General features: G+C 63.3%; 21 protein-coding genes, 3 pseudogenes and 2 riboswitches. Of the genes and pseudogenes, 16 read left to right on the top strand and 8 right to left on the bottom strand.

Annotated elements, in window-relative coordinates:
- Positions 1-7: 7 nt before the first annotated feature.
- The 6 genes and pseudogenes from LDP01_RS11755 (at position 8) to mnhG (ending at position 6,290) form a co-directional block, all read left to right on the top strand.
- Positions 8-3,011, top strand: a pseudogene (locus LDP01_RS11755) (Na+/H+ antiporter subunit A).
- Positions 3,008-3,508 (top strand): Na(+)/H(+) antiporter subunit C, encoded by a 501-nt coding sequence (locus LDP01_RS11750; protein WP_224089337.1) that lies wholly within the window; start codon positions 3,008-3,010, stop codon positions 3,506-3,508. Before LDP01_RS11755 ends, LDP01_RS11750 begins: the two are co-directional and overlap by 4 nt.
- The gene (locus LDP01_RS11745) at positions 3,505-5,073 is read left to right on the top strand and encodes a Na+/H+ antiporter subunit D (RefSeq protein ID WP_224089335.1); all 1,569 of its coding nucleotides are present in this window, start codon (positions 3,505-3,507) and stop codon (positions 5,071-5,073) included. The genes LDP01_RS11750 and LDP01_RS11745 overlap by 4 nt, the downstream gene beginning before the upstream one ends.
- Positions 5,070-5,636 (top strand): Na+/H+ antiporter subunit E, encoded by a 567-nt coding sequence (locus LDP01_RS11740; RefSeq protein ID WP_224089333.1) that lies wholly within the window; start codon positions 5,070-5,072, stop codon positions 5,634-5,636. The genes LDP01_RS11745 and LDP01_RS11740 overlap by 4 nt, the downstream gene beginning before the upstream one ends.
- Positions 5,633-5,911: an MrpF/PhaF family protein gene (locus LDP01_RS11735; RefSeq protein WP_224089332.1), complete on the top strand. Its 279-nt coding sequence runs from the start codon at positions 5,633-5,635 to the stop codon at positions 5,909-5,911. Before LDP01_RS11740 ends, LDP01_RS11735 begins: the two co-directional genes overlap by 4 nt.
- Entirely contained in the window at positions 5,901-6,290 is a 390-nt protein-coding gene (gene mnhG, locus LDP01_RS11730; protein ID WP_224089330.1) for a monovalent cation/H(+) antiporter subunit G, read from the top strand. The genes LDP01_RS11735 and mnhG overlap by 11 nt, the downstream gene beginning before the upstream one ends.
- 64 nt (positions 6,291-6,354) lie before the next feature.
- Here mnhG and LDP01_RS11725 read toward each other — a convergent pair whose 3' ends face one another.
- Together LDP01_RS11725 and LDP01_RS11720 are read right to left on the bottom strand one after the other, a co-directional pair.
- Positions 6,355-6,615, bottom strand: coding sequence for a DUF4235 domain-containing protein (locus tag LDP01_RS11725; protein WP_224089327.1), 261 nt, complete (start codon positions 6,613-6,615; stop codon positions 6,355-6,357).
- A gap of 36 nt (positions 6,616-6,651) precedes the next feature.
- Positions 6,652-7,329 (bottom strand): NUDIX hydrolase, encoded by a 678-nt coding sequence (locus LDP01_RS11720; protein ID WP_224089325.1) that lies wholly within the window; start codon positions 7,327-7,329, stop codon positions 6,652-6,654.
- A gap of 204 nt (positions 7,330-7,533) precedes the next feature.
- Positions 7,534-7,670: riboswitch (TPP riboswitch) on the top strand.
- Positions 7,671-7,749: 79 nt separating this feature from the next.
- On the opposite strand from LDP01_RS11720, the gene LDP01_RS11715 reads away from it, so the two are divergent.
- From LDP01_RS11715 to LDP01_RS11705, 3 genes and pseudogenes are all read left to right on the top strand, one after another.
- Complete coding sequence (locus LDP01_RS11715; protein WP_224089324.1) at positions 7,750-8,370, top strand: ECF transporter S component; 621 nt, start codon at positions 7,750-7,752, stop codon at positions 8,368-8,370.
- Positions 8,370-9,974, top strand: a complete 1,605-nt coding sequence (locus LDP01_RS11710) for an ABC transporter ATP-binding protein (protein WP_224089323.1) — start codon at positions 8,370-8,372, stop codon at positions 9,972-9,974. Before LDP01_RS11715 ends, LDP01_RS11710 begins: the two co-directional genes overlap by 1 nt.
- Positions 9,971-10,766 (top strand): annotated as a pseudogene (locus LDP01_RS11705) (energy-coupling factor transporter transmembrane component T family protein). Before LDP01_RS11710 ends, LDP01_RS11705 begins: the two are co-directional and overlap by 4 nt.
- On the opposite strand, the gene LDP01_RS11700 reads toward LDP01_RS11705, so the two are convergent.
- Both LDP01_RS11700 and LDP01_RS11695 read right to left on the bottom strand, forming a co-directional pair.
- Positions 10,763-11,356 (bottom strand): GNAT family N-acetyltransferase, encoded by a 594-nt coding sequence (locus tag LDP01_RS11700; protein WP_224089321.1) that lies wholly within the window; start codon positions 11,354-11,356, stop codon positions 10,763-10,765. The pseudogene LDP01_RS11705 and the gene LDP01_RS11700 sit on opposite strands and share 4 nt — an antisense overlap.
- An 89-nt stretch (positions 11,357-11,445) precedes the next feature.
- Positions 11,446-13,578: a penicillin acylase family protein gene (locus LDP01_RS11695; protein ID WP_224089319.1), complete on the bottom strand. Its 2,133-nt coding sequence runs from the start codon at positions 13,576-13,578 to the stop codon at positions 11,446-11,448.
- Between the two features lie 203 nt (positions 13,579-13,781).
- Here LDP01_RS11695 and relB point away from each other — a divergent pair.
- Positions 13,782-15,306, top strand: a pseudogene (gene relB / locus LDP01_RS11690) (type II toxin-antitoxin system RelB family anti-toxin).
- 108 nt (positions 15,307-15,414) lie between these two features.
- Positions 15,415-16,629, top strand: a complete 1,215-nt coding sequence (locus LDP01_RS11685) for a glutamate--cysteine ligase 2 (RefSeq protein ID WP_224089317.1) — start codon at positions 15,415-15,417, stop codon at positions 16,627-16,629.
- Here the strand turns inward: LDP01_RS11685 and LDP01_RS11680 are convergent.
- From LDP01_RS11680 to LDP01_RS11665, 4 genes are read right to left on the bottom strand one after another with little or no spacing between them, the layout of a single operon-like run.
- A complete protein-coding gene (locus tag LDP01_RS11680; protein WP_224089315.1) occupies positions 16,626-17,222 on the bottom strand; it encodes a hypothetical protein in 597 nt (198 codons plus the stop codon). The two genes, LDP01_RS11685 and LDP01_RS11680, sit on opposite strands and share 4 nt — an antisense overlap.
- Before the next feature lie 10 nt (positions 17,223-17,232).
- On the bottom strand, positions 17,233-18,441 hold the full coding sequence (locus LDP01_RS11675) for an O-succinylhomoserine sulfhydrylase (protein ID WP_224089312.1): 1,209 nt from the start codon (positions 18,439-18,441) through the stop codon (positions 17,233-17,235).
- Positions 18,442-18,852, bottom strand: coding sequence for a rhodanese-like domain-containing protein (locus LDP01_RS11670; protein WP_216926789.1), 411 nt, complete (start codon positions 18,850-18,852; stop codon positions 18,442-18,444). It abuts the gene before it with no gap.
- Entirely contained in the window at positions 18,849-19,115 is a 267-nt protein-coding gene (locus tag LDP01_RS11665) for a DUF1737 domain-containing protein (RefSeq protein ID WP_216926788.1), read from the bottom strand. Before LDP01_RS11665 ends, LDP01_RS11670 begins: the two co-directional genes overlap by 4 nt.
- A gap of 14 nt (positions 19,116-19,129) precedes the next feature.
- A riboswitch (SAM riboswitch) is annotated at positions 19,130-19,241 on the bottom strand.
- 199 nt (positions 19,242-19,440) lie between these two features.
- Between LDP01_RS11665 and LDP01_RS23430 the strand changes: the two genes are divergently transcribed.
- The 5 genes from LDP01_RS23430 to LDP01_RS11645 are packed head-to-tail and all read left to right on the top strand — an operon-like array spanning position 19,441 to position 23,403.
- Entirely contained in the window at positions 19,441-20,175 is a 735-nt protein-coding gene (locus LDP01_RS23430) for an LLM class flavin-dependent oxidoreductase (RefSeq protein ID WP_263433712.1), read from the top strand.
- On the top strand, positions 20,147-20,737 hold the full coding sequence (locus LDP01_RS23425) for an LLM class oxidoreductase (RefSeq protein WP_263433711.1): 591 nt from the start codon (positions 20,147-20,149) through the stop codon (positions 20,735-20,737). The genes LDP01_RS23430 and LDP01_RS23425 overlap by 29 nt, the downstream gene beginning before the upstream one ends.
- A 2-nt stretch (positions 20,738-20,739) precedes the next feature.
- Entirely contained in the window at positions 20,740-22,149 is a 1,410-nt protein-coding gene (locus LDP01_RS11655) for an aromatic amino acid ammonia-lyase (RefSeq protein ID WP_224089309.1), read from the top strand.
- A complete protein-coding gene (locus tag LDP01_RS11650; RefSeq protein ID WP_224089306.1) occupies positions 22,127-22,354 on the top strand; it encodes a hypothetical protein in 228 nt (75 codons plus the stop codon). Before LDP01_RS11655 ends, LDP01_RS11650 begins: the two co-directional genes overlap by 23 nt.
- Positions 22,351-23,403: a PLP-dependent cysteine synthase family protein gene (locus LDP01_RS11645; protein ID WP_224089303.1), complete on the top strand. Its 1,053-nt coding sequence runs from the start codon at positions 22,351-22,353 to the stop codon at positions 23,401-23,403. The genes LDP01_RS11650 and LDP01_RS11645 overlap by 4 nt, the downstream gene beginning before the upstream one ends.
- The last annotated feature ends 127 nt before the right edge of the window (positions 23,404-23,530 follow it).

The raw sequence follows: 23,530 nt of genomic DNA, 5'->3' as shown, positions 1-23,530 counted from the left end.
GAAAACAGTGATCACAGTTCTCGCCATCACCTTTGTAGCGGCAACTGTGGCGCCCTTGATCTTCAGTAAACTTGGTCGGAACGCCTTCTATGTCCTGGCAGCGGTTCCCGGGGTGGCCTTCATCTGGCTGGTCCTCCAGCACGCTCCCGTATATTCCGGCGCGGGCATAGAAGAAGTATTCCCTTGGATTCCCAACCTCAAGCTCGAGTTCGCGTTCAGGATGGATGCGCTCGCCTGGGTCATGTCACTGCTCATCCTCGGTGTTGGCTCCCTGGTGCTGGTCTATTGCGCCCGGTACTTCAAGAACAAGGACCCTGGGCTCGGTGGGTTCGGCGCCCAGCTCCTGGCTTTTGCCGGTGCCATGTTCGGCTTGGTGACGTCCGACGACCTCCTGATGATGTTCATCTTCTGGGAGCTCACCACTGTCTTGTCCTACCTGCTCATCGGTTATGCCCGCACCCGCCTGGCTGCACGGCGTTCTGCCCTGCAGGCCCTGATGGTTACTACGGCGGGCGGGCTGGCGATGCTGGTGGGGCTCATCATTCTGGGCCAGGCCGCAGGAACCTACCGGATCTCCACCATCCTTGGCCAGGGCCGGGACGCTCGTTAACGGCACCACAAATGGCATGGTGGGGGCCGCCGTCGTTCTCATCCTCGTGGGTGCCGTGACCAAATCGGCGCTGGTGCCCTTCCACTTCTGGCTTCCCGGTGCCATGGCGGCTCCAACGCCAGTGAGCGCCTACCTGCATGCCGCAGCCATGGTGAAGGCCGGTATTTACATCGTGGCGAGACTGGCGCCGGGTTTCGCGGAATCGCAGTTCTGGCTCCCGATGGTCCTGGGCCTCGGGCTGGCCACTATGTTGATTGGCGGCTACAGGGCCCTGCGCCAGACCGATATCAAGCTCATCCTGGCCTACGGCACGGTGAGCCAACTGGGCTTCCTCACCATGGTGGTGGGCCTGGGCAGACCTGACGCCGCCCTTGCCGGGCTTGGGCTTCTGCTGGCGCATGGCCTGTTCAAGGCCGCGCTGTTCCTGGTGGTCGGCATCATCGACCACCAGTCCGGGACACGCGATATCCGGAAACTCTCCGGTGTCTTCCGCTCCTCGCGTGCCCTCGGGGTTGTTGCCGCGATCGCGGCCGCCTCCATGGCGGGGGTGCCGCCGCTGGCGGGTTTCGTGGCCAAGGAGTCCGTCTTTGAAGCCTTCGTGCACTATGGAAATGGCCAGGACGCGCCCGCCTGGGGCATCTGGATCCTCGTTGGGCTCGTGATCGGTTCGATCCTCACTTTCGCCTACAGCGCCCGCTTCATGTGGGGTGCCTTTGCCACCAAGCCGGGCATAGAGCGCACGCCCTTTAAAGCCATCAAGCCCGCCTTCCTGGCCGCGCCGGCGCTGCTGAGTTTCCTCACGATTGTGTATGGCCTGTGGCCCGCACCGGTCGATAGTTGGATCCAGCCTTACGCAGCGCTGTTCGCCGGCGGAGAGGAAGCCGTCGACGCCGGACATCTGGCTTTGTGGCATGGGCTCACTCCCGCTTTGGGCCTCACCGCGATCACCTTTGTGGCCGGTGCCGCAATGTTCTATGGCCGTAACATCGTTTCACGGGTGCAAAGCCTGGTTCCCGATTGGGTGGATGGCGACCGCGCCTACCAACACACCATTGGCGCCTTGGACGACATCGCAGTGTGGGTCACGGGCCGCACCCAGCGTGGTTCACTGTATTTCTATCTGACGGTCATCCTAACGGTTGCCTTCGCAGTGCCACTCGCGGCTCTGCTCCTGAACAACAAACCGTTGCCCGACGGCGTCTATCTCATCGATCCGAACTCTCCGCTGCAGTTGATCGCGGGAGTGGGCATCGTGGTGGGCGCCCTGGCTGCTGTCCGCGCCAACAAGCGCTTCCTGGCAGTGCTCATGGTCTCGGTTACTGGTTACGGCATCGCGCTCATGTTTGCCCTGCAAGGTGCGCCTGATCTTGCGCTGACCCAGATGCTGGTGGAGACCATCGTGTTAGTGGCCTTCGTTTTGGCAATGCGCAGCCTGCCCGCCGAACTGCGGGACCGGACGGGTGGCCGCCTCCGGGTGATCCGCGTGATCGTAGGTGCCGCCTTCGGCATCACCATGATTTTCGTTGCCATCTACGCCATGGGTGCCCGTGTTGCCACGCCTGTCTCCCTTGAATTCCCGCGCCTGGCCTACGAAGGCGGCGGTGGCCTGAACGTGGTCAACGTAACCCTGGTGGACATCCGCGCATGGGACACCTTCGGCGAAATTTCGGTCCTGGCCGTGGCCGCTACGGGCGTTGCAAGCCTGATCTTCGTGCGCAGCCGCGGCGATCGCATCAAAACCTCGGAGGCCGTGCCGGAAGGCAGCGTGGGGCGGCGCACCGGCGTCGACCGTGACTCCCGCGACGGCGCCCGGCTGGCTGTGGCGAGGAAGTTCACGGACGTGACGCGGGATGCCTGGCTCGTTGCAGGCAGGACGCTTGCCCCTGAGCGGAGGTCCATCATCTTCGAAGTGGTCACCAGGCTGATTTTCCACTCGATGATCGTCTTCTCCATCTATCTTCTCCTTGCGGGCCACAACCTGCCCGGGGGTGGCTTCGCAGGCGGCTTAACCGCAGGCCTCGCCCTCACCATCCGCTACCTTGCCGGGGGACGCTTCGAGTTGAGCGAGGCGGCGACAGTGAGTGCCGGCACGCTGTTGGGGACGGGACTTGCGACGGCGGCAGCGTCCGGTTTCGTGCCTCTCCTCCTCGGCGGACAGGTGTTCCAGAGCGCGATCATCGAGTTTTGGCTGCCCGTGTTCGGAGACGTCAAGTTCGTCACGTCCACGATCTTCGACATCGGCGTCTACATCGTAGTGGTGGGCTTGGCGCTCGACGTTCTGCGCAGCCTGGGCGCCGAGATCGACGAACATTTTGAAGAGAAGGGGGCGAAGGCGGGAAAGACCAAGGTCGCCGAGCCTGCGCCTGCTGAAACTGCCGCTTCCGGGAAGGGCAACCCATGAGCATCAACCTGACCCTCCTGATCGTCATGGGTGTGCTGTATGCCTGCGGCATTTACCTCATTTTGGAGCGGAGCCTGACGCGCGTCCTGCTTGGCTTGATGCTGCTTGCGAACGCCACCAACCTGCTGATCCTCAGTACAGGAGGGTACGCGGGCCTGGCTCCTTTGTTCGATAAGGAAACAGCCTCCAGTGAGTACAACGACCCCCTGCCACAGGCGTTGATCCTCACATCAATCGTCATATCATTTGCCGTTACTGCCTTCATGCTTGGCATCATCTACCGCACGTGGGCCCTGGCACGGCAAGACGAAATCCAGGATGACATCGAAGACCGCCGCGTGGCCCGGACTCCGAGCTTCGACGCGGAAGACGACGCCATTGTCCCGTTGGAAACATCAGAGTTCGTAGTGACAGCGTCCACGGCCGAGGAACGGCTGCATCCAGAGGCGACGGAAACACCCAAAACGGCATCCGCCCGGGAAGGAGGCAGCGCGTGAATCTCGCAAACCTGTCGCCACTGGCTGTCCTCCTTCCGATCCTCGGCGCTGCCCTCGCGTTCGTGCTGATCCGGCACACGGCTGCGCAGCGGGTAGTCAGCATTGTGATCCTCAGCGCGACACTCCTGCTAGAATGCCTGCTCCTGGCGTCCGTGTGGGAGGGAGGCACCACATCCGTCACGCTGGGTGGTTGGCTGCCGCCATGGGGCGTGGTGTTGGTGGTGGATCAGTTCTCCTCGCTCATGCTGGTGGTTTCCACCGTGGTAAGCCTCGCCGTCCTGATCTACGCCACCGGCCAGGGTATGGCCGACGGTGACCAGGAAGCGCCCGTCTCGATCTTCCACCCCACCTACCTGATCCTGGTGGCGGGCGTATCCAATGCCTTCCTGACAGGTGACCTTTTCAACCTCTACGTGGGTTTCGAAATCCTGCTGACGGCAAGTTATGTGCTCATGACCCTTGGCGGGACCGGACCGCGAATCCGTGCCGGTGTCACGTACGTGGTGGTGTCCGTGGTTTCCTCGGTCCTGTTCCTCATCGCCATCGCCATGATTTACGGAGCTACCGGGACCATCACCATGGCGGACCTTGCCATCAAGCTGGCGGAGCTGGATCAAGGAACCCAGAACCTGCTGCACGTGATGCTGCTGGTGGCGTTCGGGATCAAGGCGGCCGTGTTCCCGCTGTCGTTCTGGCTTCCCGACTCCTATCCAACCGCTCCGGCCCCTGTGACAGCCGTGTTTGCCGGTTTGCTGACCAAGGTGGGTGTTTATGCCATGGTCCGCACCGAGACACTCCTCTTCCCCGGCGATACCCTCAACGTGCCCCTAATGGTGGTGGCGCTGCTGACAATGGTGGTGGGCATCCTGGGCGCCTTGGCGCAGAGCGACATCAAACGTCTCCTGTCCTTCACGCTGGTCAGCCATATCGGCTACATGGTGTTCGGCCTGGCGATGTCCTCCGTCACGGGCCTTGGCGCGGCCGTGTTCTACGTGGCGCACCACATCACCGTGCAGACCAGCCTGTTCCTTGTCACTGGCTTGATTGAGCGGCGGGGCGGATCGTCCTCCATTGACCGCTTGGGTGGCCTGGCCAAGCTCTCGCCACTCCTTGCCCTGTTGTTCTTCGTCCCGGCAATGAACCTTGCGGGCATCCCGCCATTCTCGGGTTTCCTGGGCAAGCTCGGGCTCCTCCAAGCGGGCGTGCAACTGGGTACGCCGCTGGCCATCGTTTTGGTAGTAGGCGGCGTCGTCACCAGCCTCCTCACCTTGTTGGCAATTGCCCGTGTTTGGAACAGGGCATTTTGGCGAAAGCCCGAGGACGCCGAGTACCCGGACCCCGTCCTTCAGACCCCAGGCAAGGTAGGGGTACTTCCCCGGACAATGGTGGGGTCCACTGCGGGCCTTGTGGCCTTCGGTGTTGCCCTCACAGTCTTTGCGGGCCCACTCTTCCACCTCGCCGACGGCTCGGCGGAAATAATGTTGGACCGCACTGCCTACATCCATTCAGTCCTGGGGGACTCCGCACAGGTGCCAGCCGTGGGTCAGCCAGGGGCTGCCAAATGAGCCGAAAACCAATCTCCTTTCGCACTGAACTCCCGCTGCTGGTATGGCTGGTCATCGTCTGGGGCGCCTTGTGGCGGGATTTCAGCCCGGGCAACCTGCTGTTCGGTGCGCTCATCGCCGTGCTCGTGGCCAAGTTCTTCTACCTTCCGCCGGTGGAGCTCAGTGGCAGGTTCAATGTTCTCCGCGCCCTTTCGTTCGCCCTGGTATTCCTGGGCAAAGTGGTGGCAGCGAGCTTCCTGGTCCTCTACCTGGCCGTAGTGAAGGGGCCAAAGGTGCGTAGCGCCGTCGTCGCTGTTCCGTTGCGCAGCCATTCGGACCTCATAGTGACGGCAACCGGGCATGTTATTTCGCTGATCCCGGGCTCGCTGGTGGTGGAAGTGGACCGCTCGACGTCCACCCTGTACCTTCATGCACTCAATATTTATGAGGAAGCCGGAATCGCCAGGATCCGTCAGGAAGTCCAGAAGATCGAGGCCACATTGATCCGGATCATGGGGACGCGTGAGGAACTCGACGCTCTCCAGGATGAAGCAACCCCCGGCATGGAAGGGGCAGCTCTGTGAAAGAACTCGTTCTGCTGGTGACTGCTGTCATCCTGAGCCTGGCTGCGGTGGGAGCGATCATCCGCATCGCCATTGGCCCCTCCTTGCTGGACCGCGTTTTGGCATCGGATGTCCTGCTGGCCATTCTTGGAGCCGCGCTGGCGATCGATATGGCGATGAACCGGCACCTGAACAACCTGGTGTTGCTCGTGGCTCTCGCCGTGATCGGCTTTGTAGGCTCCGTAACGTTTGCCCGGTTTGTCGCGGATCGGAGGGATCAGAGCAATGACTCCTGAACCTACTGGCGTGGATGCCGTAATCGACGCGGTGACGGCCATGTTTCTTGTGGTGGGTGCCCTGATGTCGCTTGGCGCAGCAATTGGCCTCCTGCGGTTCCCCGACCTCATGAGCCGAATGCACGCGGCAACGAAGCCGCAAGTCCTGGGTCTTTTCCTGATGCTTGCAGCCATGGGTCTGCAAATGCGCACATGGTGGGTTTGGCCGGTTCTCGTGGTGGCCTGGATATTCCAATTGCTGACCACACCGGTCTCCGCACACATGGTGGGCCGCTCCGCCTACCGAACCAAACATGGGCACCGCGAACTGCTCACCAAGGATGAGCTTGAAGCGGTTGTCCAAAGGGCAGCCGGCAACGGTTCCACCCCGGATCCTTAGGGTTCCACTGCGGATCCTTAGGGTTCCACCCCGGACTTAAGACAACGGGATGGCTGTGCCCGGCCTAGACGATGTCGTGCGTCTTTGCGAAGCGGGCGATGGCACGCTGGGTGCCACGGCTCGCGAAAACCTGGATGAGCGTGCTGACGAAGGCCGAAATCAGCGCGAAGGACAAGGCTGACCGGAGGCTCGTTTCCATATCGTCGTGGCCCGTGGGCGGCTTGTTGCCGGTGGCCTTTTCCCAGCCCTTGTTGACCAACTTGGTGCCGACGAATCCGGCTGCAAGGCTTACTCCGGCACCCAGCAGCTTGAAAAAGAGGTTCATGCCCCCAGCCTAGCCTCACATGCAGGCGGGTTGGGACTAGCGGCGGTTTTCGCGTTCCTTGAGGAAAGCCGCCATGGAACCGCGTGGTGCCAGGACAGGAACAACATCGTGATCGGCTTCCCAAACGGCATCCACGGTTCCGAGCCCGGAAATTTCCTTGAGCAGGTAATACGTGGGCGGCATCAGCTGCAATTTACCGGCCGCCTCGGCCGCCAGGATCCCGTCCACCGGCATCCAGAGTGATTGCCACGCTTCAGTAGTTTGGTGCTGGGGTGCTGCTTCCGGAGCAGGCTTGGCTACATAGAAGTACGTGTCGAAGCGCTTGGGCATGTCCGTGGGCGTGACCCAGTTTGCCCAAGGGCGAAGGTCTGAGGCGTCAAGGCGAAGTCCGGCCTCCTCCCAAACTTCCCGCAGGGCAGCGGTGAGCAGCATGCCTGACTTTGCCGGGGCCTGTACAGGATCGACGGCGATGGAACTCAGATGCCAGTCTGCAGCGTGCTGTTCCAGCAGCCGGACAGGGTAATCCCATCCATCCTGGTCAGCGGCATCAACCCGGCCGCCCGGAAAGACCACCATGCCGGCGGCGAAGTCCATGGTGGCAACCCTGTGCTGGACGAAGGCCTCAAGCCCGCCCGGGGCGTCGCGGAGCAGGATGACGCTCGCGGCAAGGCGGGGTTGGGGAACTGGCATGTCCGTAATGGGAAGGTCCGTCATGAATTACCCCTTTGCCGCGTCGATTCCTGCTGCATCATTGTCTCAGGTCCTGTTGCGGGGCCCGGTGCGCGTGCTAAGACCGGAGAATGGGGCGCAGAGCCGGCCCCGCAACGCAGGAGAAGGGGAGCCAACCGCTTTGTGACTAGTCCGAGGAGCCCACGAACACCCACAGGTGTAAACTGAACCACGCCCATAAGGGCAGATTAATAACGACAGGGGAGCGCCGCCGTCGGACCTTGCAGAGATGCAGGTGACGCGAGGGCGCTGAGAGTGCGGACAGCCGCAGACCCTCGAACCTGATCCGGTTAGTACCGGCGCAAGGGAGTCGAGCTTCTCAGAGTGTCCGGATCCGGGCGGCGCAGGCCGGCCGGGGGTTTCCGGGGAGCACTTTCCCCTCCTGTACCTCAGGAGGCAGAAAAAATGACCACGGCAAGCGTGAAGAAAACCAGTTATAACTGGCGTGTTGTAGACATCGTGGTGGCAGCTTTGATTGCCATCGCCGGCGGCGTGATTTTTTGGGCCTGGTCCCAGGGCGCCGCAATCGTATCCATTCCCATGAACGCCACGTATCCGCCGCTCACCGGTTTGATCGCCGGTGGCTGGATGATCCCGGCCGTCCTGGGCATGCTCATCATCCGCAAGCCGGGCGCAGCCCTGTTCTGCGAAGCCGTCGCCGCCACCGGCGAACTCATCATGGGTTCCCAGTACGGCACCACCGTCCTCATCTCCGGCGTCCTCCAGGGACTGGGCGCGGAACTCGTCTTCGCTGCGTTCCGGTACAAGAAGTTCGACCTCTCCGCTGCACTCCTCGCAGGTGCCGGCTCGGGCCTCTTCTGCGGTCTCAACGATTCCTTCCTGCCTTGGGGCTGGAACATCGCCTACGAAGCAATCGACAAGCTGGCTTACATCGCCTTCACCACGCTCTCCGGTGCGATCATCGCGGGCGCGCTGTCCTGGGTTGCCACCCGCGGGCTGGCTAAGACCGGTGTACTGAGCTCCTTCGCGTCGCGGAAGGCTGCTTCGGAGCCCGTCTTCAACTAATGCCTGCCACGCAAAGCAGCGGCCAGGTGCGGCCTGCCGCCATTACCGCCCAAGGGTGGGGATGGCGGCATGCCGGGCGTTCCACACCCGCCATCCAGGACCTCGATCTCCGGATCGGGCCCGGCGAGCGTGTGCTCTTGCTGGGTCCATCGGGCGCAGGAAAATCGACACTGCTCCACGCCCTCGCCGGTGTGCTGGGTGATGAGGAGGATGATTCCGACGAGACCGGCTCGCTGCTGATCGACGGCGTTGCTCCCCGCGAACAGCGCGGACGCGCAGGTCTGATGCAGCAGGATCCGGAAACCCAGGTAGTGCTCTCCCGGGTGGGTGACGATGTCGCGTTTGGCGCCGAAAACCTGGCCGTTCCCCGGGAAGAAATTTGGGCGCGCGTCCATGAAGCGCTCGACGACGTCGGGTTGCGCACCGCTGCAGGCGGCGGCTTGGCACTGGATCACCCGACGGCGGCCCTGTCCGGCGGGCAGAAGCAGCGCCTTGCGTTGGCTGGCATCCTCGCGATGCGGCCCGGGCTGATCCTCCTGGACGAACCTACGGCCAACCTTGATCCGGTGGGCGTGCTTGAGGTTCGGGACGCCGTGCAGCGCTGCCTGGACAAGACCGGCGCCACTTTGGTTGTCGTTGAACACCGTGTGTCCGTGTGGAAGGACCTGGTGGACAGGATCGTGGTCCTCCAGCCACCCTCGGCCGGGGGCGGTGTGCTCCTGGACGGCCCCCCGGATCAGGTGCTCACAGAGGCCCGCACCATGCTGATGGCAGCGGGAGTGTGGGTGCCGGGGTACGTTCCGGCTACCCGCGCCCGCAGGGCCAAGTCCGCGGCATCGGGTCCTGCCGGCCCTGAAGCCACCGCCCAGCTCCTCCTCGTCGCACAGGACCTGGCTGTTTCCCGTGGGAAGTCCCGCCGCCGCCGTTTCAAGACCATCCCGCCCGTCCCCGTGCAATCGGATATCAGTGCACAAGTACGGGCTGGCCAGGCACTGACCATCACGGGTCCGAACGGTGCAGGCAAATCTACTTTTGCGCTCACATTGGCCGGCCTTCTGGCGCCGGTTGACGGCAAGGTGAGTGCCGCCGTCGAGCTTTCCGAGGGAGCTGGAATCGACCCGTTCAAGTGGAAGGCGGATCAGCTGATTTCCCGCATTGGCACCGTGTTCCAGGAACCGGAGCACCAGTTCGTGACGGGCAAGGTCCTGGACGAGTTGATGTTTGGACCAAAGCATCTGGGACACGGCGAAGAACGCGTGGATGAATTGCTGGAGCGTTTGCGGCTCACGCATTTGGTGGACGCGAATCCTTACACGTTGTCCGGCGGCGAGAAACGCAGGTTGTCCGTGGCCACGGTCCTTGCGGCCCACCCTAAGGTGCTGGTCCTGGACGAGCCCACGTTCGGCCAGGACGCCAACACCTGGGCCGAACTGGCATCCTTCCTCTCTGAACTGCTCGATGCTGGAACAGCCGTTGTGTCCGTGACGCACGACGAAGAATTCAGCGCGGTCCTGGGCGGCACCGAGCTCCGGCTGGATCCAGCTACGCCGCAAGTTCCGGACCCGCACAGCGAAGCAGCCCGCCAGGAAGCCGGTGCTGCATGAGGGACGCCCTGAACCTGCGCGGCAACCACGCCCTCCTTACGCGCGCCAACCCCTTGGTTAAGTTCGTGTCCGTGTTCCTCATTTCGCTGGTGCTCGCATTGTCGATCGACTGGGTGTCCGCTTCAACGGCCCTCGTCGCCGAGCTGGCCCTGTTCCCGTTGGCTGGCCTCACGCTGGGGCTTCTATGGCAGCGGGGCCTGGCCGCTCATCATCGCTGCAGCGATAGGTGGCTGGAGCACCGCAATCGTGGCGGCTGACAGCGGGGCCGTACTGCTCGACGTCGGACTCTGGTCCATCAGCGAAGGTTCCCTCCAGCTGGGGCTGGGTTTCATGCTGCGCGGCTTGGCGATTGCGCTGCCGGCGATCCTGCTGATGACCTGCACCGACCCCACCGACCTGGCCGATGCGCTGGCACAAAAGGCAAGACTGCCACACCGCTTTGTCCTCGGCTCGCTGGCCGCGATGCGCCTGGTGGGATTGATGGCTGAGGAATGGCAGACCATCGGCATGGCCAGGCGGGCCCGCGGAGTGGGTTCGCAGGGCAGCCCGCTGCAACGGCTAAAGGCAACGCTTGGACAGAGCTTCGGGCTGCTGGTCCAGGCAGTGCGTCGGGCTTCCCGGCTGGCCGTCACCATGGAGGCGCGTGGTTTCGGTGGCGGGCAGAGAACGTGGGCCCGGGAATCCACCTACTCCCTCCTGGATGTCTGGGTCCTCCTGGGCGGCCTCGTCATCGCTGCCGCTGCTGTACTGGCGGCCGTCGGCGCTGGAACGTGGAGTTTTGTCTGGCGTTAGCTCTTCCGTTGGATCTTCTCGAACCTTGCCCGGGTGAGGAACCCCAACTGGGCTTCCTTTTCAGCCAGCTGGATGACGGGGCCAAGCTCGAAACACGTGGTCTCGAGGCGGCGAACTGCCTTTGCGTTGCGGGCGTCCGGCTCAACAATGATCCGGTCCTTGCCGGGCAGGGAAAACATGTATCGGATGAGGGACGTGACGAGACGTGGTGTGAAGTTGGGAATCGGACGCCTTGCAGGCGCCAGCAGCAAATGCATTCCGATGTCCTCCTCCCGCGCCGGGTATGCCTCGCCTACCGGATCGTGTAACGGTTCATAAGTCTGGAAGAGCGCCAACGGCTCGCCATCGACCACCACCAAAAAGGCATGGTGAGTGTCCAAGGAATCAAGGAACCCGTAAATCTCCAGGACGTCCTCGCGCGAATGCTCCAGCATGCCCCAGAACCTGGCACGAGGCTGGCTGACCCAACCATGAATGAGGTCAAGGTCTTCGGCGGGAACCAAAGGGACGATCCGCAGTACGCCCCATCCGTGGAGTTCTTCGGTGTAGATCGTGGTCCGGACAGCGAAGTCCCGGGTGCTTGTGGTCATGATTTCCTTTGGGCTGGGCTGGGCTGGGCTGGGGTGGGCTGGGCTGGGGAGGGCTTGCTGGGCTTGGTTCGTGCGTATTAGGGGGCGTCTTAGGGGTGGTCGTGACTGAGCTCGCTCCAGTCCGTGACCACAGGGATCATCTTTCCTGAGGCCCAGAGCGGCATCTGGTCTGTAAAATGTGGGTGCTCCGGCCGTCCGGCAGCGCCGAATGGCACAATCCAACGGCTGTTGCTGCGATGGGACAGGTCCCAGACATAGCGGGCCACGGGTCCGCGGAAACTGCGGTCGTCCACACCAGGGAGGCTTTCGGTGCAGAGTACGCATCCGGTATCTCCGCTTAGCTCTCCGGTTGGTGCCGAAGCTGCGAGGTCGCCTGGGAGAACGTGGACCGCCAGGAGCTTATGCCGATCGCCCCATACGGCACCGTCCAGCAAGGAGTCTTCCAAGGCTGCATCCTCGAGTGCGGCCGCGGCCTCCACAGCCATATCGATACCAAGCTGCGAGGCTCTGACCAAAAGCGTTTCAAGGGCGAAACCTATGCGTGAAGCGACCGACAGCCAGGGCCCGAACAGAGGGGAGTACCCGGTAGGTTCAGCCAGAGCCGCCAGCGCGGGATGACGGGCTATGCGCTGAACCAAGGCGCCCCGCCATGACGCGAAAACGGCCGCACTGTGGCTGCCGGCCGCCATTGTCCCGTCCCATTCGAGCAGCAGCGTTCGCAGTGACTTGGCCTCCCTGGACATATCTGCCGGGTCGAGGTTGCCCAGCACCTCCCGGAACATGGGCCATGGACCGAGCAAGGAATCCATATGGATGGATTGCATGTGGTCCACGGTCAGTTCACCATGCACCTCCTCCAGAAGCTCCCGGATCCGCAGAGCCCTATGGGCGGGGGCGAACTCCATCGCTACGGCATCGCCGCCGCCTGCAGCACGATCGTTCGCGCTGACTGCAAACCGTTGGACCTCCGTGCGGGGCAGGACAATGTAATCGCCGTCCCAGGCATGCCGTGCCGACAACGCCGGAGCAGGCAACCGGCGGTTGGCCGGATTTCGTTGGGGAACCAATCCAGCCACGAAATGCCGTACCGCTCCGGCAGCATCAGCAGTCACGACGCTGTTGACCGGTTCCACCCATGAATCGAAAGCTGCTTCGACGTCGCCCACACTCCCGCTTCTCAGCAGCGGCAGGAGGGCTTCGAAACCGAGCCGCCCCTCAACCTGCGCCGGGAAACGCAAACTCAACGCGGCGCCGTCGGGCGTTTCCGAGATCACTGGACCGCGGGCGGTCTCGATGATCTCCACTGTCTCTGTGCCTACAGAGTCGCCATGACGGATATGGATGGTTTCGCTACTTACGACGGCGGGTTCCCAGCCTCGCGGGCCGTGCGCCTCGATGCGCTCGCCGCCCGCCTCCGGGGCGGGGACGCGGCGCAACTGCTCTTCGAAGAGGTCCTGGTAGTCGGCCATGGCGTTGGTGACGGCCCAGGCGGTCTTTCCGGTGTGGCCAAAATGCGGCAGCCCGGGAACGCCGGGAAACGCGAACCCGACTGCGTCGAACTCCGGGCACGCAAGCCGAACCTGCTGGTACACCCCGGGCAGTTCCATGAGGCGGTGTGGGTCGCCGGCGATCAGGGGGAGTCCGCTCGCGGTCATTGAGCCGTGGACCGCCCACGCGTTGCTGCCGGACCAGACCGGGGCTTCGATGCTGAACAAGCTGATGGCATCGTGGCCCAGCGTCCTGCCCACGTGGGCGCGGAAAAGTTTGTTGGGGAACGTGGAGAACAGAATGTGCTGCACCAGGAACACCCCTAGCGGCGTCCAAGGGTTCCACGGTTCGGGTGCGCTGCCGGAACCGTCAAATTCGGGCCCGCCGCGCAGATTGTTGGCCAGCGCGTGGTTGACGCCTGCAACATACTGGCCAACCCATCGTTGGGTTGCGGGATCCAGCCCGTTGAAACCACGGCGGGCAGTCTCGTTCAGCCGGGACTGCCGGGCAAAACGATCCCATACCACCACATCGGGGCCCAGAACTTCAGCCATACGGCCCTCCGAGCGCCAGCGCTCCAGCTCAATCTGCCATGATCGATCCGTTGCTGCGTTCATGCCCTGCAGGAAGGCGAGTTCGTCCGCGGACCCGGCCCACAGATGGGGGATTCCCCAGTGATCGCGGTAAACCCCGGAGCCGTTCGGCGGGGCGGGGTTTTGCGTCGGGGGCGTCATTCTCTCGGACCGCTTTCCAGCTTAGGTTAGGCTTTCTTAAGTTCAAGATAGGTTGCTTTGGACCGGTTCTCAAATCGTGGGGCTTTTCATGAAGAAGCTGATTTTGAGGCTCAGTTATCGCACTATGCGGGTACCGTGTGATGTCTGCCGCTGAATCGGCGATTTGTTCAGCAGTTCTAACTCACTTGTGATATTTCTTGAGTATGACGCAACCTACCGCCGAAAATGTAGGCCTCCTGCTACGCGACGCGCGAAGCGAAAAGGGCTGGACGCAGGGGCAGTTGGCTTCCGAGCTGGGAACCAGCCAGAGCGCTATCGCCCGAATGGAGCAGGGCAAACAGAATCTCAGCCTCAGAATGATCGAGCGGCTGGAGGCCATCTTCGGCCGTTCCATCGTCAAGGTAGGCAAGCCGCAGATGACCCACCTCCGGGTGGAGGGCGGCCACACGCTGTCCGGCGAAGTGGATGTCAACAGCAGCAAGAATGCCGGGGTGGCGCTGCTTTGTGCAAGCCTGATCAACCGTGGCACCACCACGCTGCGTCGCTTGGCCCGCATTGAGGAAGTCAACCGGATCGTTGAGGTGCTGACGTCCATCGGCGTCGAATGCACCTGGCTCAACGGCAGCGACCTCCGTATCCGCAGGCCCGAAGTGCTTGACCTTGAGTCGATGGATGTGGAAGCGGCCCCGGCGCACACGCAGCGTCATCATGCTGCTCGGGCCCCTCCTGGACGAGACCGCCGAGTACCTGCTTCCCTATGCCGGTGGATGCGACCTCGGCACGCGCACGGTTGAACCGCACATGCAGGCATTGCGCCAGTTCGGGCTGACGGTGGGGGCAAAGTCCGGCTTCTACTCCGTGGTGGCACCCCCTGCCGATGGGCACGACCGTTCCTTCGTCCTCTCCGAACGTGGCGACACCGTCACCGAGAACGCGATCATGGCTGCTGCGCACCGCGAGGGCACCACCGTGATCCGTAACGCGAGCCCTAACTATATGGTCCAGGATCTATGCTTCTACCTGCAGGGCTTGGGCGTGACCATCGAGGGCGTCGGGACCACGACTTTGAAGATCACGGGCCGGTCAGCCATAGACGTGGAGATCGAATACTTCCCGTCCGAGGATCCCATCGAAGCCATGAGCCTCATCACCGCGGGCATCGTCACGAACTCCGAGGTCACCATCCGCCGGGTTCCCATCGAGTTCATGGAAATCGAGCTCGCCACCCTGGAACAAATGGGCCAGAAGCTGGAAATCTCAGGTGAATACACGGCCCGCAACGGCCGGACGCGTTTGGTGGATGTCACCACCAAGCCCTCTGAGCTCCACGCGCCACAGGACAAGATCCACCCCATGCCGTTCCCGGGGCTCAACATCGACAACCTGCCCTTCTTCGCAGTGATTGCAGGCAATGCCGAGGGCCAGACGATGATCCACGACTGGGTCTACGAGAACCGCGCCATCTATCTGACGGAGCTCAACAAGCTGGGCGCCCAGGTGCAGCTCCTGGACCCGCACCGGATCTACGTCAACGGACCCACCAAGTGGCGCGCTGCGGAGATCGGCTGCCCGCCGGCCCTGCGTCCGGCAGCGTGCCTGCTCCTGGCCATGTTGGCTGCCCGTGGAACGTCCGAGCTTCGCAACATTTACGTGATTGAACGCGGCTACGAGGACCTGGCCGAGCGACTGAACACCATTGGCGCCAAGGTGGAGTACTTCCAGGACTAGGCCCTCCTGCAACGCGGGGTCACTTAGAGCCCATTTAGGGCCCTGACATGGGCCGTAAGCGACCCCGCGTTGCTGTAACCCGGATGCCGCATGATGCACACTGGTGCCATGCGGACTTTCGGGGTGGAGGAAGAGCTACTCATCGTCGATCCTGTGACGGGCGAGCCCCTGGCCCTCGCGGATGCTCTGCTCGCAGGGCCGGAAGCGGCGCCTGAAACCGGGATGGGGCTCAGCCACGAACTGAAGCTGGAGCAGATCGAAACCCAGACCCGGCCGTGCCATACCTACACCGAGCTCCTCCAGCAGATCCGGCGTGGACGTGCCATGGCCGATGACGCCGCCAGGAAGCACAACGCCCGGGTGGCCGCGATTGCTACCTCGCCCCTGGCCAAGAACACCCATACCACCCCGGATCCCCGCTTCGCCGTGATGCTTGAGCGCTTCGGGTTGACGGCCCACGAGCAACTGACCTGCGGTTTCCATGTGCACACCGCAGTGGAGTCCCCTGAAGAGGGCGTGGTGGTCCTCGACCACATCCGCGACAAACTTGCCGTGTTGACGGCCATCAGTGCCAATTCCCCGTACTGGCGTGGGTTGCCCACGGGTTTCGAGAGCTATCGGATCCAGGCCTGGAACCGATGGCCAACGTCCGGGCCTTCTGCCGTTTTTGGCTCGTTGACTGCCTACCGGCGCATGGTTCAACGCCTCCTGGACACGGGGGTTCTCCTTGATGAGGGCATGATCTACTTCGACGCCCGCATCTCCCGCAACCATCCCACTGTGGAAGTCAGGGTGGCTGACGTCTGCCTCCGTTCGGAGGACGCAGCCTTGATTGCGGTGCTTGTGAGGGCATTGGTTGAGACTGCTTCCCTGGAAATGCTCGACGGCGTTGAGCCCGCCTCGGTTCCGACTGCCCTGCTCCGGATGGCGAGTTGGCAAGCGAGCAATTCCGGACTTCGGGGAGACCTCCTGGACTTTGGCGACTTCCGTCCCCAGCCGGCAGCGGACGTGGTCTGGGCTTTGGTGGATTACCTGAGCCCGGTCCTGGATGACCAAGGTGAACTGGAGTTGGTGAAGGCCGGAATCGCGGACGTTCTTGAGCGCGGGAACGGGGCCCGGGAGCAACGCGAAGCAGCAGAGCGTTTCAACAACCGGCAGCATGACGCCCGGAATCCGCCAGGGAGTCCGCCGAGCAGGGAGGCCTTGGGGGCGGTGGTTGGGCATGCGGTGAAGGCGACGATTCGTGGTGCTGCCGCAGATGCACGTAAGGACCCGGCCCCCAACCTGACGGCGCCCATCCTGACGAGGGTCCGCAGGCCTTAGGCTACTGCGGAGTCAGTCCCGTCCCACGTCATCAGGTAAGCCCCCGCCAAGCCCTCGACGAGGTAGAACACGAACGGCGGGATGTCCTTCTTCGCCACAAGGATGGCGCCGTAGATGGGCGCGCTGGCTGCGGCCGTGACTCCGATCCACCGTTTGGTGGGCAAGGAAAGAAGGCTTCCACCGAGCGCAGCCAGGGCAAGGACGTGGAGCCCGGAATAGGCAAGGAAGGGCGCATTCGATCCACGGCCGTAGGCAAAGCGTTCCAGATCCGCGGCCCGGCGGGACAAACTGGAGACAAAGAGCGGAGCACCTGCCAGTAAAGCTGCCGCGGCTGCAACAGCCCAACGCTTCGCCTGTCCGCGCGGAAGACGACGGGCAAAGGCTGCGTATCCCACCGGCACCGCGACTGTTCCAGCAGCAGCGAGGTGCTGACCGATCACCCAGCCACGCTGGCCGGCCTCAAGCATACGAAGACGTTCAGCGGCATCAGGGGTGATGTAGACACGCGATACAGGCGAGATCCCTGCAAACCACACCGCCGTACCGGCAACGATGACTGCTCCGGCACGGCGACGGGGGTGGTTCCCGCTCATGGCAGCAAGGTTAGACCTGTTTGAGGGCCTTCTCCAGATCCAAAATGAGATCGTCCACGTCTTCCAGGCCAACGGACAAACGGACCACGCCGTCGCTCAGCCCAATGGCCGCACGCCCTTCGGGCCCCATGGCCCGGTGGGTGGTGGTGGCCGGGTGCGTGATGAGGGACTTGGAGTCGCCCAGGTTGTTGGAGATGTCGATGACGCGCAGACCGTCCAGCAATGCAAACGCGGCATCCTTGGCCGAACGCCCGGAGGAGGGCAGCAACTCGAAGGTCAGCACGGTACCGCCGGCCTTCATTTGCTTGGCCGCCAGCTCGTACTGAGGGTGCGATTTCAGCAAGGGGTACTTGACCCAGCTGATGGCAGGCTGCTGCTCGAGCCATTCCGCGATTTTCAAAGCAGAAGCCGAGCTGTGGTTCACCCTCAGGCCGATCGTCTCCAGGCCCTTGGTCAACACCCAGGCATTGAAGGCGGAGAGTGAAGGTCCGGTGTGCCGCATCAACTGCTTGACCGGGCCGTCGATGAATTCCTTGGTGCCCAGGATTGCGCCGCCGAGGACACGCCCTTGGCCATCGATGTGCTTGGTTCCGGAGTACACAATGACGTCCGCGCCCAGGTCACCGCAACGCTGGAGCAAGGGAGTGGCAAAGACGTTGTCGACGACGACGGTCGCTCCCGCAGCATGCGCCAGCTCGCTGACGGCGGCGACGTCCACGATTTCCTGCATGGGGTTCGAGGGCGACTCGAAGAACACGGCAGTGGTCGGTTCGGAGAGGGCAGCCCGCCACTGGTCGAGGTCGGGACCGTCGACAAACACGGTCTCTACGCCCCAGCGCGGCAGGATCTCGTTGAGGATCACGAAGCACGAGCCGAACAGGGAACGGGCGGCAACCACGCGATCACCGGCAGCCAGGAGGGCACCCAAGGCGGTGAACACCGCGGACATGCCGGACGCCGTCGCGAAGCATGCCTCGGTTCCTTCGAGCAACCGCAACCGTTCCTGGAACGTGGCCACGGACGGGTTGCCGTAGCGGGAGTAAACGAAGCGTTCGTCCTCGCCGGTGAAGGCGCGTTCGGCGGCGGCAGCGGATTCGTAGACGAAGCCGGAGTTCAGGAAAACGGGTTCGGACGTCTCCTGGAAGTTGGTACGGTCAAGGCCGCCGCGTACTGCCTGGGTGTCAGGGCTCCAGCTGGCGGCATCGGGATTGAAAGTCACTTAGTCGTTCCCCAGGTTGGTTGGCAGGCCGCGGTTCTTCCAGCCGTTGATGGTCCGTTCGCCGTAACGGTCAGGGTCACCTTCGAAGCCCTCAAGCACGTTGTAGGCGGTGAACCCGGCCTGCGTCGCGGCGATGGCGGCCGAGATGGAGCGCTGGCCTGAGCGGCAGATGAAAACGAGTTCCACGCCCTCACCCTCGGGTGCCTGCTGCTGCAGGTCCTCGATGAAGCGGGAGTTGGGAATGCCACCGGCGAGGTTCCACTGAATGAACAAGGGATCATTCTCTGTGGCTTTGGTGTCCGGGATGCCGATGTGGGCCCACTCGGCCTCGGTGCGGACGTCTACCAGGATTGCGCCTTCTTCAAGCTTGGCCCACGCGTCCTGCGGGGTCAGGTCACCTGCGTAACTCATGCGTGTCCCTCGAATGCTTCTTCGTCGTCGTCGTTCTCCAACTGGTCAACAGCATTCGCGACGGCGGCGTCTGCGTTGGCGATGGCAGCGGGCAGGACGACCGCCTGCGCCACGATGACATCCGTGCCATTGAACGTGGCTGCCGGGCTGCCGTGGAGCACGTAGCCGTCGGCGAGGGCCGTGGTGATCCGCTCGCAGAATTCACGGGTATCCGGACCTGTAATCAGGCGGTAGGAGAGTTTTTCTTCAGTGGGTTCAGGCATTGGCTGGTGCTCCTCAGTCACGCTTGCAGTTCGAAGTGTCGATACGCCGAGTAGTCACCTGAGGCACCCCGCCGGAGAGAGGGTTGCCGACCAGCAAGTCAGGGCTTGGCGCTGGTGCTCATTACTCAAGAAAAACGTAACATCCCGCGGCGGCGGCCCGCACTTGCAAGCGGTTACGCGGTCGTCATGTTGCGTAACCGGCCGGTGCTGGAGTAGCAGCCCAAATGTGACGCCCCGGGAGCATAATTGACGCAGTACGACCCCCTGTAACTTCGCAAGAAATCAGGTCGCGGTGAACGGACAAGGCAGCTCTACACTCAAGCCCATGCTGCATTTTGGATGGTTCGTGGGGCACGGTTTTGGTGTCCAGGGATGGGGAACTCCCGGCTACAGCCTGGGCTACGACTGGAAGAAGCCTGCCCTGTATCAAGACGCCGTCCGCGCGTTTGAGCAATCCGGCCTTGACCTCTTCATCATCGAGGACTCCCTTACTGTTCCCGATACCTATGGCGGCACTGCCGAGGTCTCGCTGGCACACGCCTCCTTTGCGCCCAAACATGATCCCTTGGCCCTGGTGCCGTACCTCCTGTCCGCAACCGAGCACCTTGGAATCGTCCCGACGGTCAGCGCATCGTTCTATCCGCCTTTCACTGCGGCCCGCCTCCTGGCCACGCTGCAGCACTTCTCCGAGGGGCAGTTGGGATGGAACGTCGTAACCTCCGGCAGTGACCTCGCCGCGCAGAATTACGGTTTGGACCAGCAGATTGAACACGACCTTCGGTATGAGAAGGCGGAGGAATTCGTCGACGTCGTCCGGAGGCTTTGGCGGAGCTGGGAACCGGACGCCATCCTTGAGGACGTTGAGGCCGGCGTATTCGCCGACCACACCAAAGTGCACCCCATTAACCACCAGGGTGACTTCTTCAAGGTCCGCGGTCCCCTCAACACCGCACCTCTGCCGGAGGAGCCCGTACTGGTGCAGGCCCGGCGCTTCTCCCCGCGGCAAAGCGTTCGCGGGTGGGCATGCAGACGTGGCGATCGCCTTGGCCCGTGGCGTTGACGGCATGAAGGCCTACCGGGATTCCATCCGTGCCGAGGCTGCCAAGGCGGGCAGGAACCCCGACGACGTCAAGGTACTTTTCGTGCTGAAGCCCACCGTCGTAGGTTCATCGGCCGAGGCCGGGGAGTTGCGTGCCCAGCGCCGGGAGCTTACCCAGCGTGATATCGACAGCCAGCTCAATTCGATCTCCTACCTGTCCGTGATCGACTTCAAGCAATTCGACCTTGATGCGCCGTTGCCCGAATTGAGCACCAACAGCAACCAAGGCACCTTGGAGCACTTCGCCAAGGCGGCGCCTCCGGGGTCTACCCTGCGCCAGATCCTTCAGGCACGCAGCGGTGGCGCCGGCGATTCGATCATCGGCACGGTTGGTGAAATCGCGGACTATCTCGAGGGGACCGGCGAGGCTGTGGGTGGCGACGGCTTCCTCTTCTCCGGCTTCGTGGACCCCGTCACCGTACACGGCGTCTTGGACAAGCTCACTCCCGAACTGCGCCGCCGTGGCCTGTTGAGGAAGAGTTACGGCGACGGTGGCTTCCGCCAGAATCTTCTGGACTTCTGACGATGTCCTCCGAGCCCCGGACCCTCTTGATCGGCACATCGCCGGTGGACCCTGAGCGCGTAGCGCAGGCTGCCTTGGATCCGGCGTTTCACGTGAAACTCAACCATGATGCGTTGTCTTTGATCGGCCGCTCACGCGAAGTGCTGGAGCGCGCTGCGACCTCAGGGCAGAGAATCTACGGCCTGAACACCCTCCTCGGATCCGGACGGGATACGGCCGTGGAGGAGAAATCGGTTCTTGCCTATCAAATCCAAGTAGTCAGATACCACAACAGCGGCGTGGGCGCGCATCTGGACCGGCCCTCCGCCCGCGCTGTGATCCTCGCCCGGCTCATCGGCTTCAGCCGCGGCGGCTCCGGCGTGCGGCCGGAGACAGCCCGGTTCTATGCGGAACTGCTCAACCGTGGGGTTCTTCCCGCCATCCCGCGCGAAGGCTCAGTCGGCTCCTCGGACCTCACCCAGCTGGCCGCCGTCGCCGCCGTCGCCATCGGTGAAGGTGAAGCGATCGACGCGAACGGCACCCTGGTACCCGGGGCGAAAGCGCTCGCCGACGCCGGTCTTCAGCCGCTGCGGCTCGCGCCCGGTGAGGCCCTGGCCCTGGTCAGCGCAAACGCCTACTCGGTGGGGGCCGGCACCCTCGCCTTGGTGCGCCTGCAACAGCTGGCGGAACTCGCCGACGTCGCGCTTTCCCTCTCGCTTGAAGCCATTGCAAGGTACGACGGCGGCGGGAACCTCAGCCCGTTTTCGCCGGCTATCCAAGCGGGCAAGGCGGTGGACGGACAGAAGGACTCGGCGGCCGCCGTCCGTTACCTTTTGCGCGGCGGATGGTTGGAGGACGTTCGTCCCGAAGTCTCGGTCCAGGACGCTTTGTCATTCCGATCTGCGCCCCAGACGCATGGCGCTTTTCGCTCCCTGGTTTCACAACTCGGCGCTGCGTTGAGCGTGGAGCTCAACGGGCGTGGCGACAACCCCCTGGTTGATATTGAAAGCGGGCAAATGGTGTCCGGAGGGAACTTCCAACCGATGCAGCTGGCTCTTTCCTTTGAGGGCCTGCGGCTTGCGTTGGCGCACGTGGGGATCTCCAGCGAGCGGCGCATCGCCAAACTGTATCCGCCACAACGGGTGATCCGGGCCAGGCATCTGGAGGCTGCCGCCAGGCACCTGGAGGGGTCGTCGTCGAATGCGGTTTCCGGGTCCGGACCGGCCGCAGGGCTTGTGCAGGAGGAGTTGCCCGGGCTGCTCTGGTACTCCGCAGCAGGACTGCTGTCCGAACTGAAGTTCCTGGCAGCGCCGGCGACGCTCGGGGCACCCACACTCTCGGCCGACGTCGAGGACCACTCCACTTTGGCGCCGCTGGCGTTGCAGCAACTTGAAAGGTCCTTGGAGGCCCTTGGAGAAATTGCTTGCTATTGAGGCTCTGACGGCGTCGTATCTGTTGTTCGAAGCGGGGGCCGCCCAACCGCTTGGGAAGGGGGCCGGCGCCGTCGCGGGCCGGCTGGCTGATGTGCTGGCAGATCGGCCGTCCGCTCCGGACCTGGTGGAGCGCGCCCGACGTGAATTGCGTGACGTGGTGGCGCTGGAATTGCCGCCTATGGCTCAAAGGGAGGGGACCACGTGAGTACCGCAATCAGGAAACAGGGCGCACATGCGGCGGAAGGGCTGCCGGATGGCCTGGATGCCTCCGTCCTGGATAAAGTGGGCAACACTCCGCTGGTCAAATTGGAAGCCCTGGGCCGTGGATTGGGCAGCACCATCCACATCAAGCTTGAGTCCGAGAACCCGGGCGGATCCATAAAGGACCGTACAGCGCTGAGCATGGTCCGGGCGGCCGAGCGCTCAGGAGACTTACAGCCGGGCGCAACCATTGTGGAGAGCACGTCCGGTAATACCGGGATCGGGCTGGCGCTCATTGGGCGCCTGACTGGGCACCCCGTGGTGGTGGTTACGGGCGACACCATCTCCCAGGAGAAGCTGGCCGCGCTCCACAGCTATGGTGCGCGCGTGGTGCTGACAGACTGGGGCGCGCCCTCCGAATCGCCGGAGAACGCCCGCGCTGTGGCAGCGCGGATCACGGCCGAAACGCCCGGTGCGTGGCGGCCCATGCAATTCGACAACCCTGCCAATCCTGCCGCGCACTACCAAACTACCGGGCCCGAGATTTGGGAGCAGACCCACGGCCTGGTGACGCATTTCGTGGCCGGCATCGGAACCGGCGGGACCATTAGCGGCAACGGCCGGTTCCTGAAAGAGAAGGTTGCAGCATCGCGGCCGGGCGGGCATGTTGAAGTGATAGGCGCAGACCCCTACGGCTCCGCCTACAGTGGTGGCCATCCCGGGGAGATCCTGGTGGACGGCGTGGGTAACTCCTGGCCACAGGCTGAATGGCCCAAGGCCTTTGACCGCTCCATTGTTGACCGTTTCCTGCGCATCCCCAACGACGAGGTCTACTCCACGGTGCATCGCCTCCTTGACGAAGAAGGGCTGGCGCTGGGTCCATCGTCCGGACTCGCGGTGGCTGCTGCCCTGCGCGTGGCCCGCGCCGCACCCCACGGCTCGGTGGTTGTTGCCATAGCGCCCGACGCCGGAACGAACTACCTCAGCAAGGCCTTCAACCCGGTGTGGCTGGCAGAGAACGGCATCCACCTGGCCCGCGACGCCACCGAATAGCTTGCTCTCTCACTTCCAACGGCTTTTGGGCGGATCTTCTCTCACTTCCAGCGGCTTTTGGGCGGATGTTCTCTCACTTCCAGCGGTCTTTGGGCGGTTCTTCTCTCACTTCCAGCGGCTTTTGGGC

Source organism: Arthrobacter sp. StoSoilB13, assembly GCF_019977255.1.
Taxonomy (GTDB): Bacteria; Actinomycetota; Actinomycetes; order Actinomycetales; family Micrococcaceae; genus Arthrobacter.
This window is presented reverse-complemented; position numbering and strand designations above follow the sequence as displayed.

Bases quoted from the DNA above. Each gene is read 5' to 3' on its own strand.
- LDP01_RS11750 (WP_224089337.1), top strand. From the start codon at position 3,008: ATGAGCATCAACCTGACCCTCCTGATCGTCATGGGTGTGCTGTATGCC.
- LDP01_RS11740 (WP_224089333.1), top strand. From the start codon at position 5,070: ATGAGCCGAAAACCAATCTCCTTTCGCACTGAACTCCCGCTGCTGGTA.
- mnhG (WP_224089330.1), top strand. From the start codon at position 5,901: ATGACTCCTGAACCTACTGGCGTGGATGCCGTAATCGACGCGGTGACG.
- LDP01_RS11725 (WP_224089327.1), bottom strand. From the start codon at position 6,615: ATGAACCTCTTTTTCAAGCTGCTGGGTGCCGGAGTAAGCCTTGCAGCC.
- LDP01_RS11720 (WP_224089325.1), bottom strand. From the start codon at position 7,329: ATGACGGACCTTCCCATTACGGACATGCCAGTTCCCCAACCCCGCCTT.
- LDP01_RS11715 (WP_224089324.1), top strand. From the start codon at position 7,750: ATGACCACGGCAAGCGTGAAGAAAACCAGTTATAACTGGCGTGTTGTA.
- LDP01_RS11710 (WP_224089323.1), top strand. From the start codon at position 8,370: ATGCCTGCCACGCAAAGCAGCGGCCAGGTGCGGCCTGCCGCCATTACC.
- LDP01_RS11700 (WP_224089321.1), bottom strand. From the start codon at position 11,356: ATGACCACAAGCACCCGGGACTTCGCTGTCCGGACCACGATCTACACC.
- LDP01_RS11695 (WP_224089319.1), bottom strand. From the start codon at position 13,578: ATGACGCCCCCGACGCAAAACCCCGCCCCGCCGAACGGCTCCGGGGTT.
- LDP01_RS11685 (WP_224089317.1), top strand. From the start codon at position 15,415: ATGCGGACTTTCGGGGTGGAGGAAGAGCTACTCATCGTCGATCCTGTG.
- LDP01_RS11680 (WP_224089315.1), bottom strand. From the start codon at position 17,222: ATGAGCGGGAACCACCCCCGTCGCCGTGCCGGAGCAGTCATCGTTGCC.
- LDP01_RS11670 (WP_216926789.1), bottom strand. From the start codon at position 18,852: ATGAGTTACGCAGGTGACCTGACCCCGCAGGACGCGTGGGCCAAGCTT.
- LDP01_RS11665 (WP_216926788.1), bottom strand. From the start codon at position 19,115: ATGCCTGAACCCACTGAAGAAAAACTCTCCTACCGCCTGATTACAGGT.
- LDP01_RS23430 (WP_263433712.1), top strand. From the start codon at position 19,441: ATGCTGCATTTTGGATGGTTCGTGGGGCACGGTTTTGGTGTCCAGGGA.
- LDP01_RS11655 (WP_224089309.1), top strand. From the start codon at position 20,740: ATGTCCTCCGAGCCCCGGACCCTCTTGATCGGCACATCGCCGGTGGAC.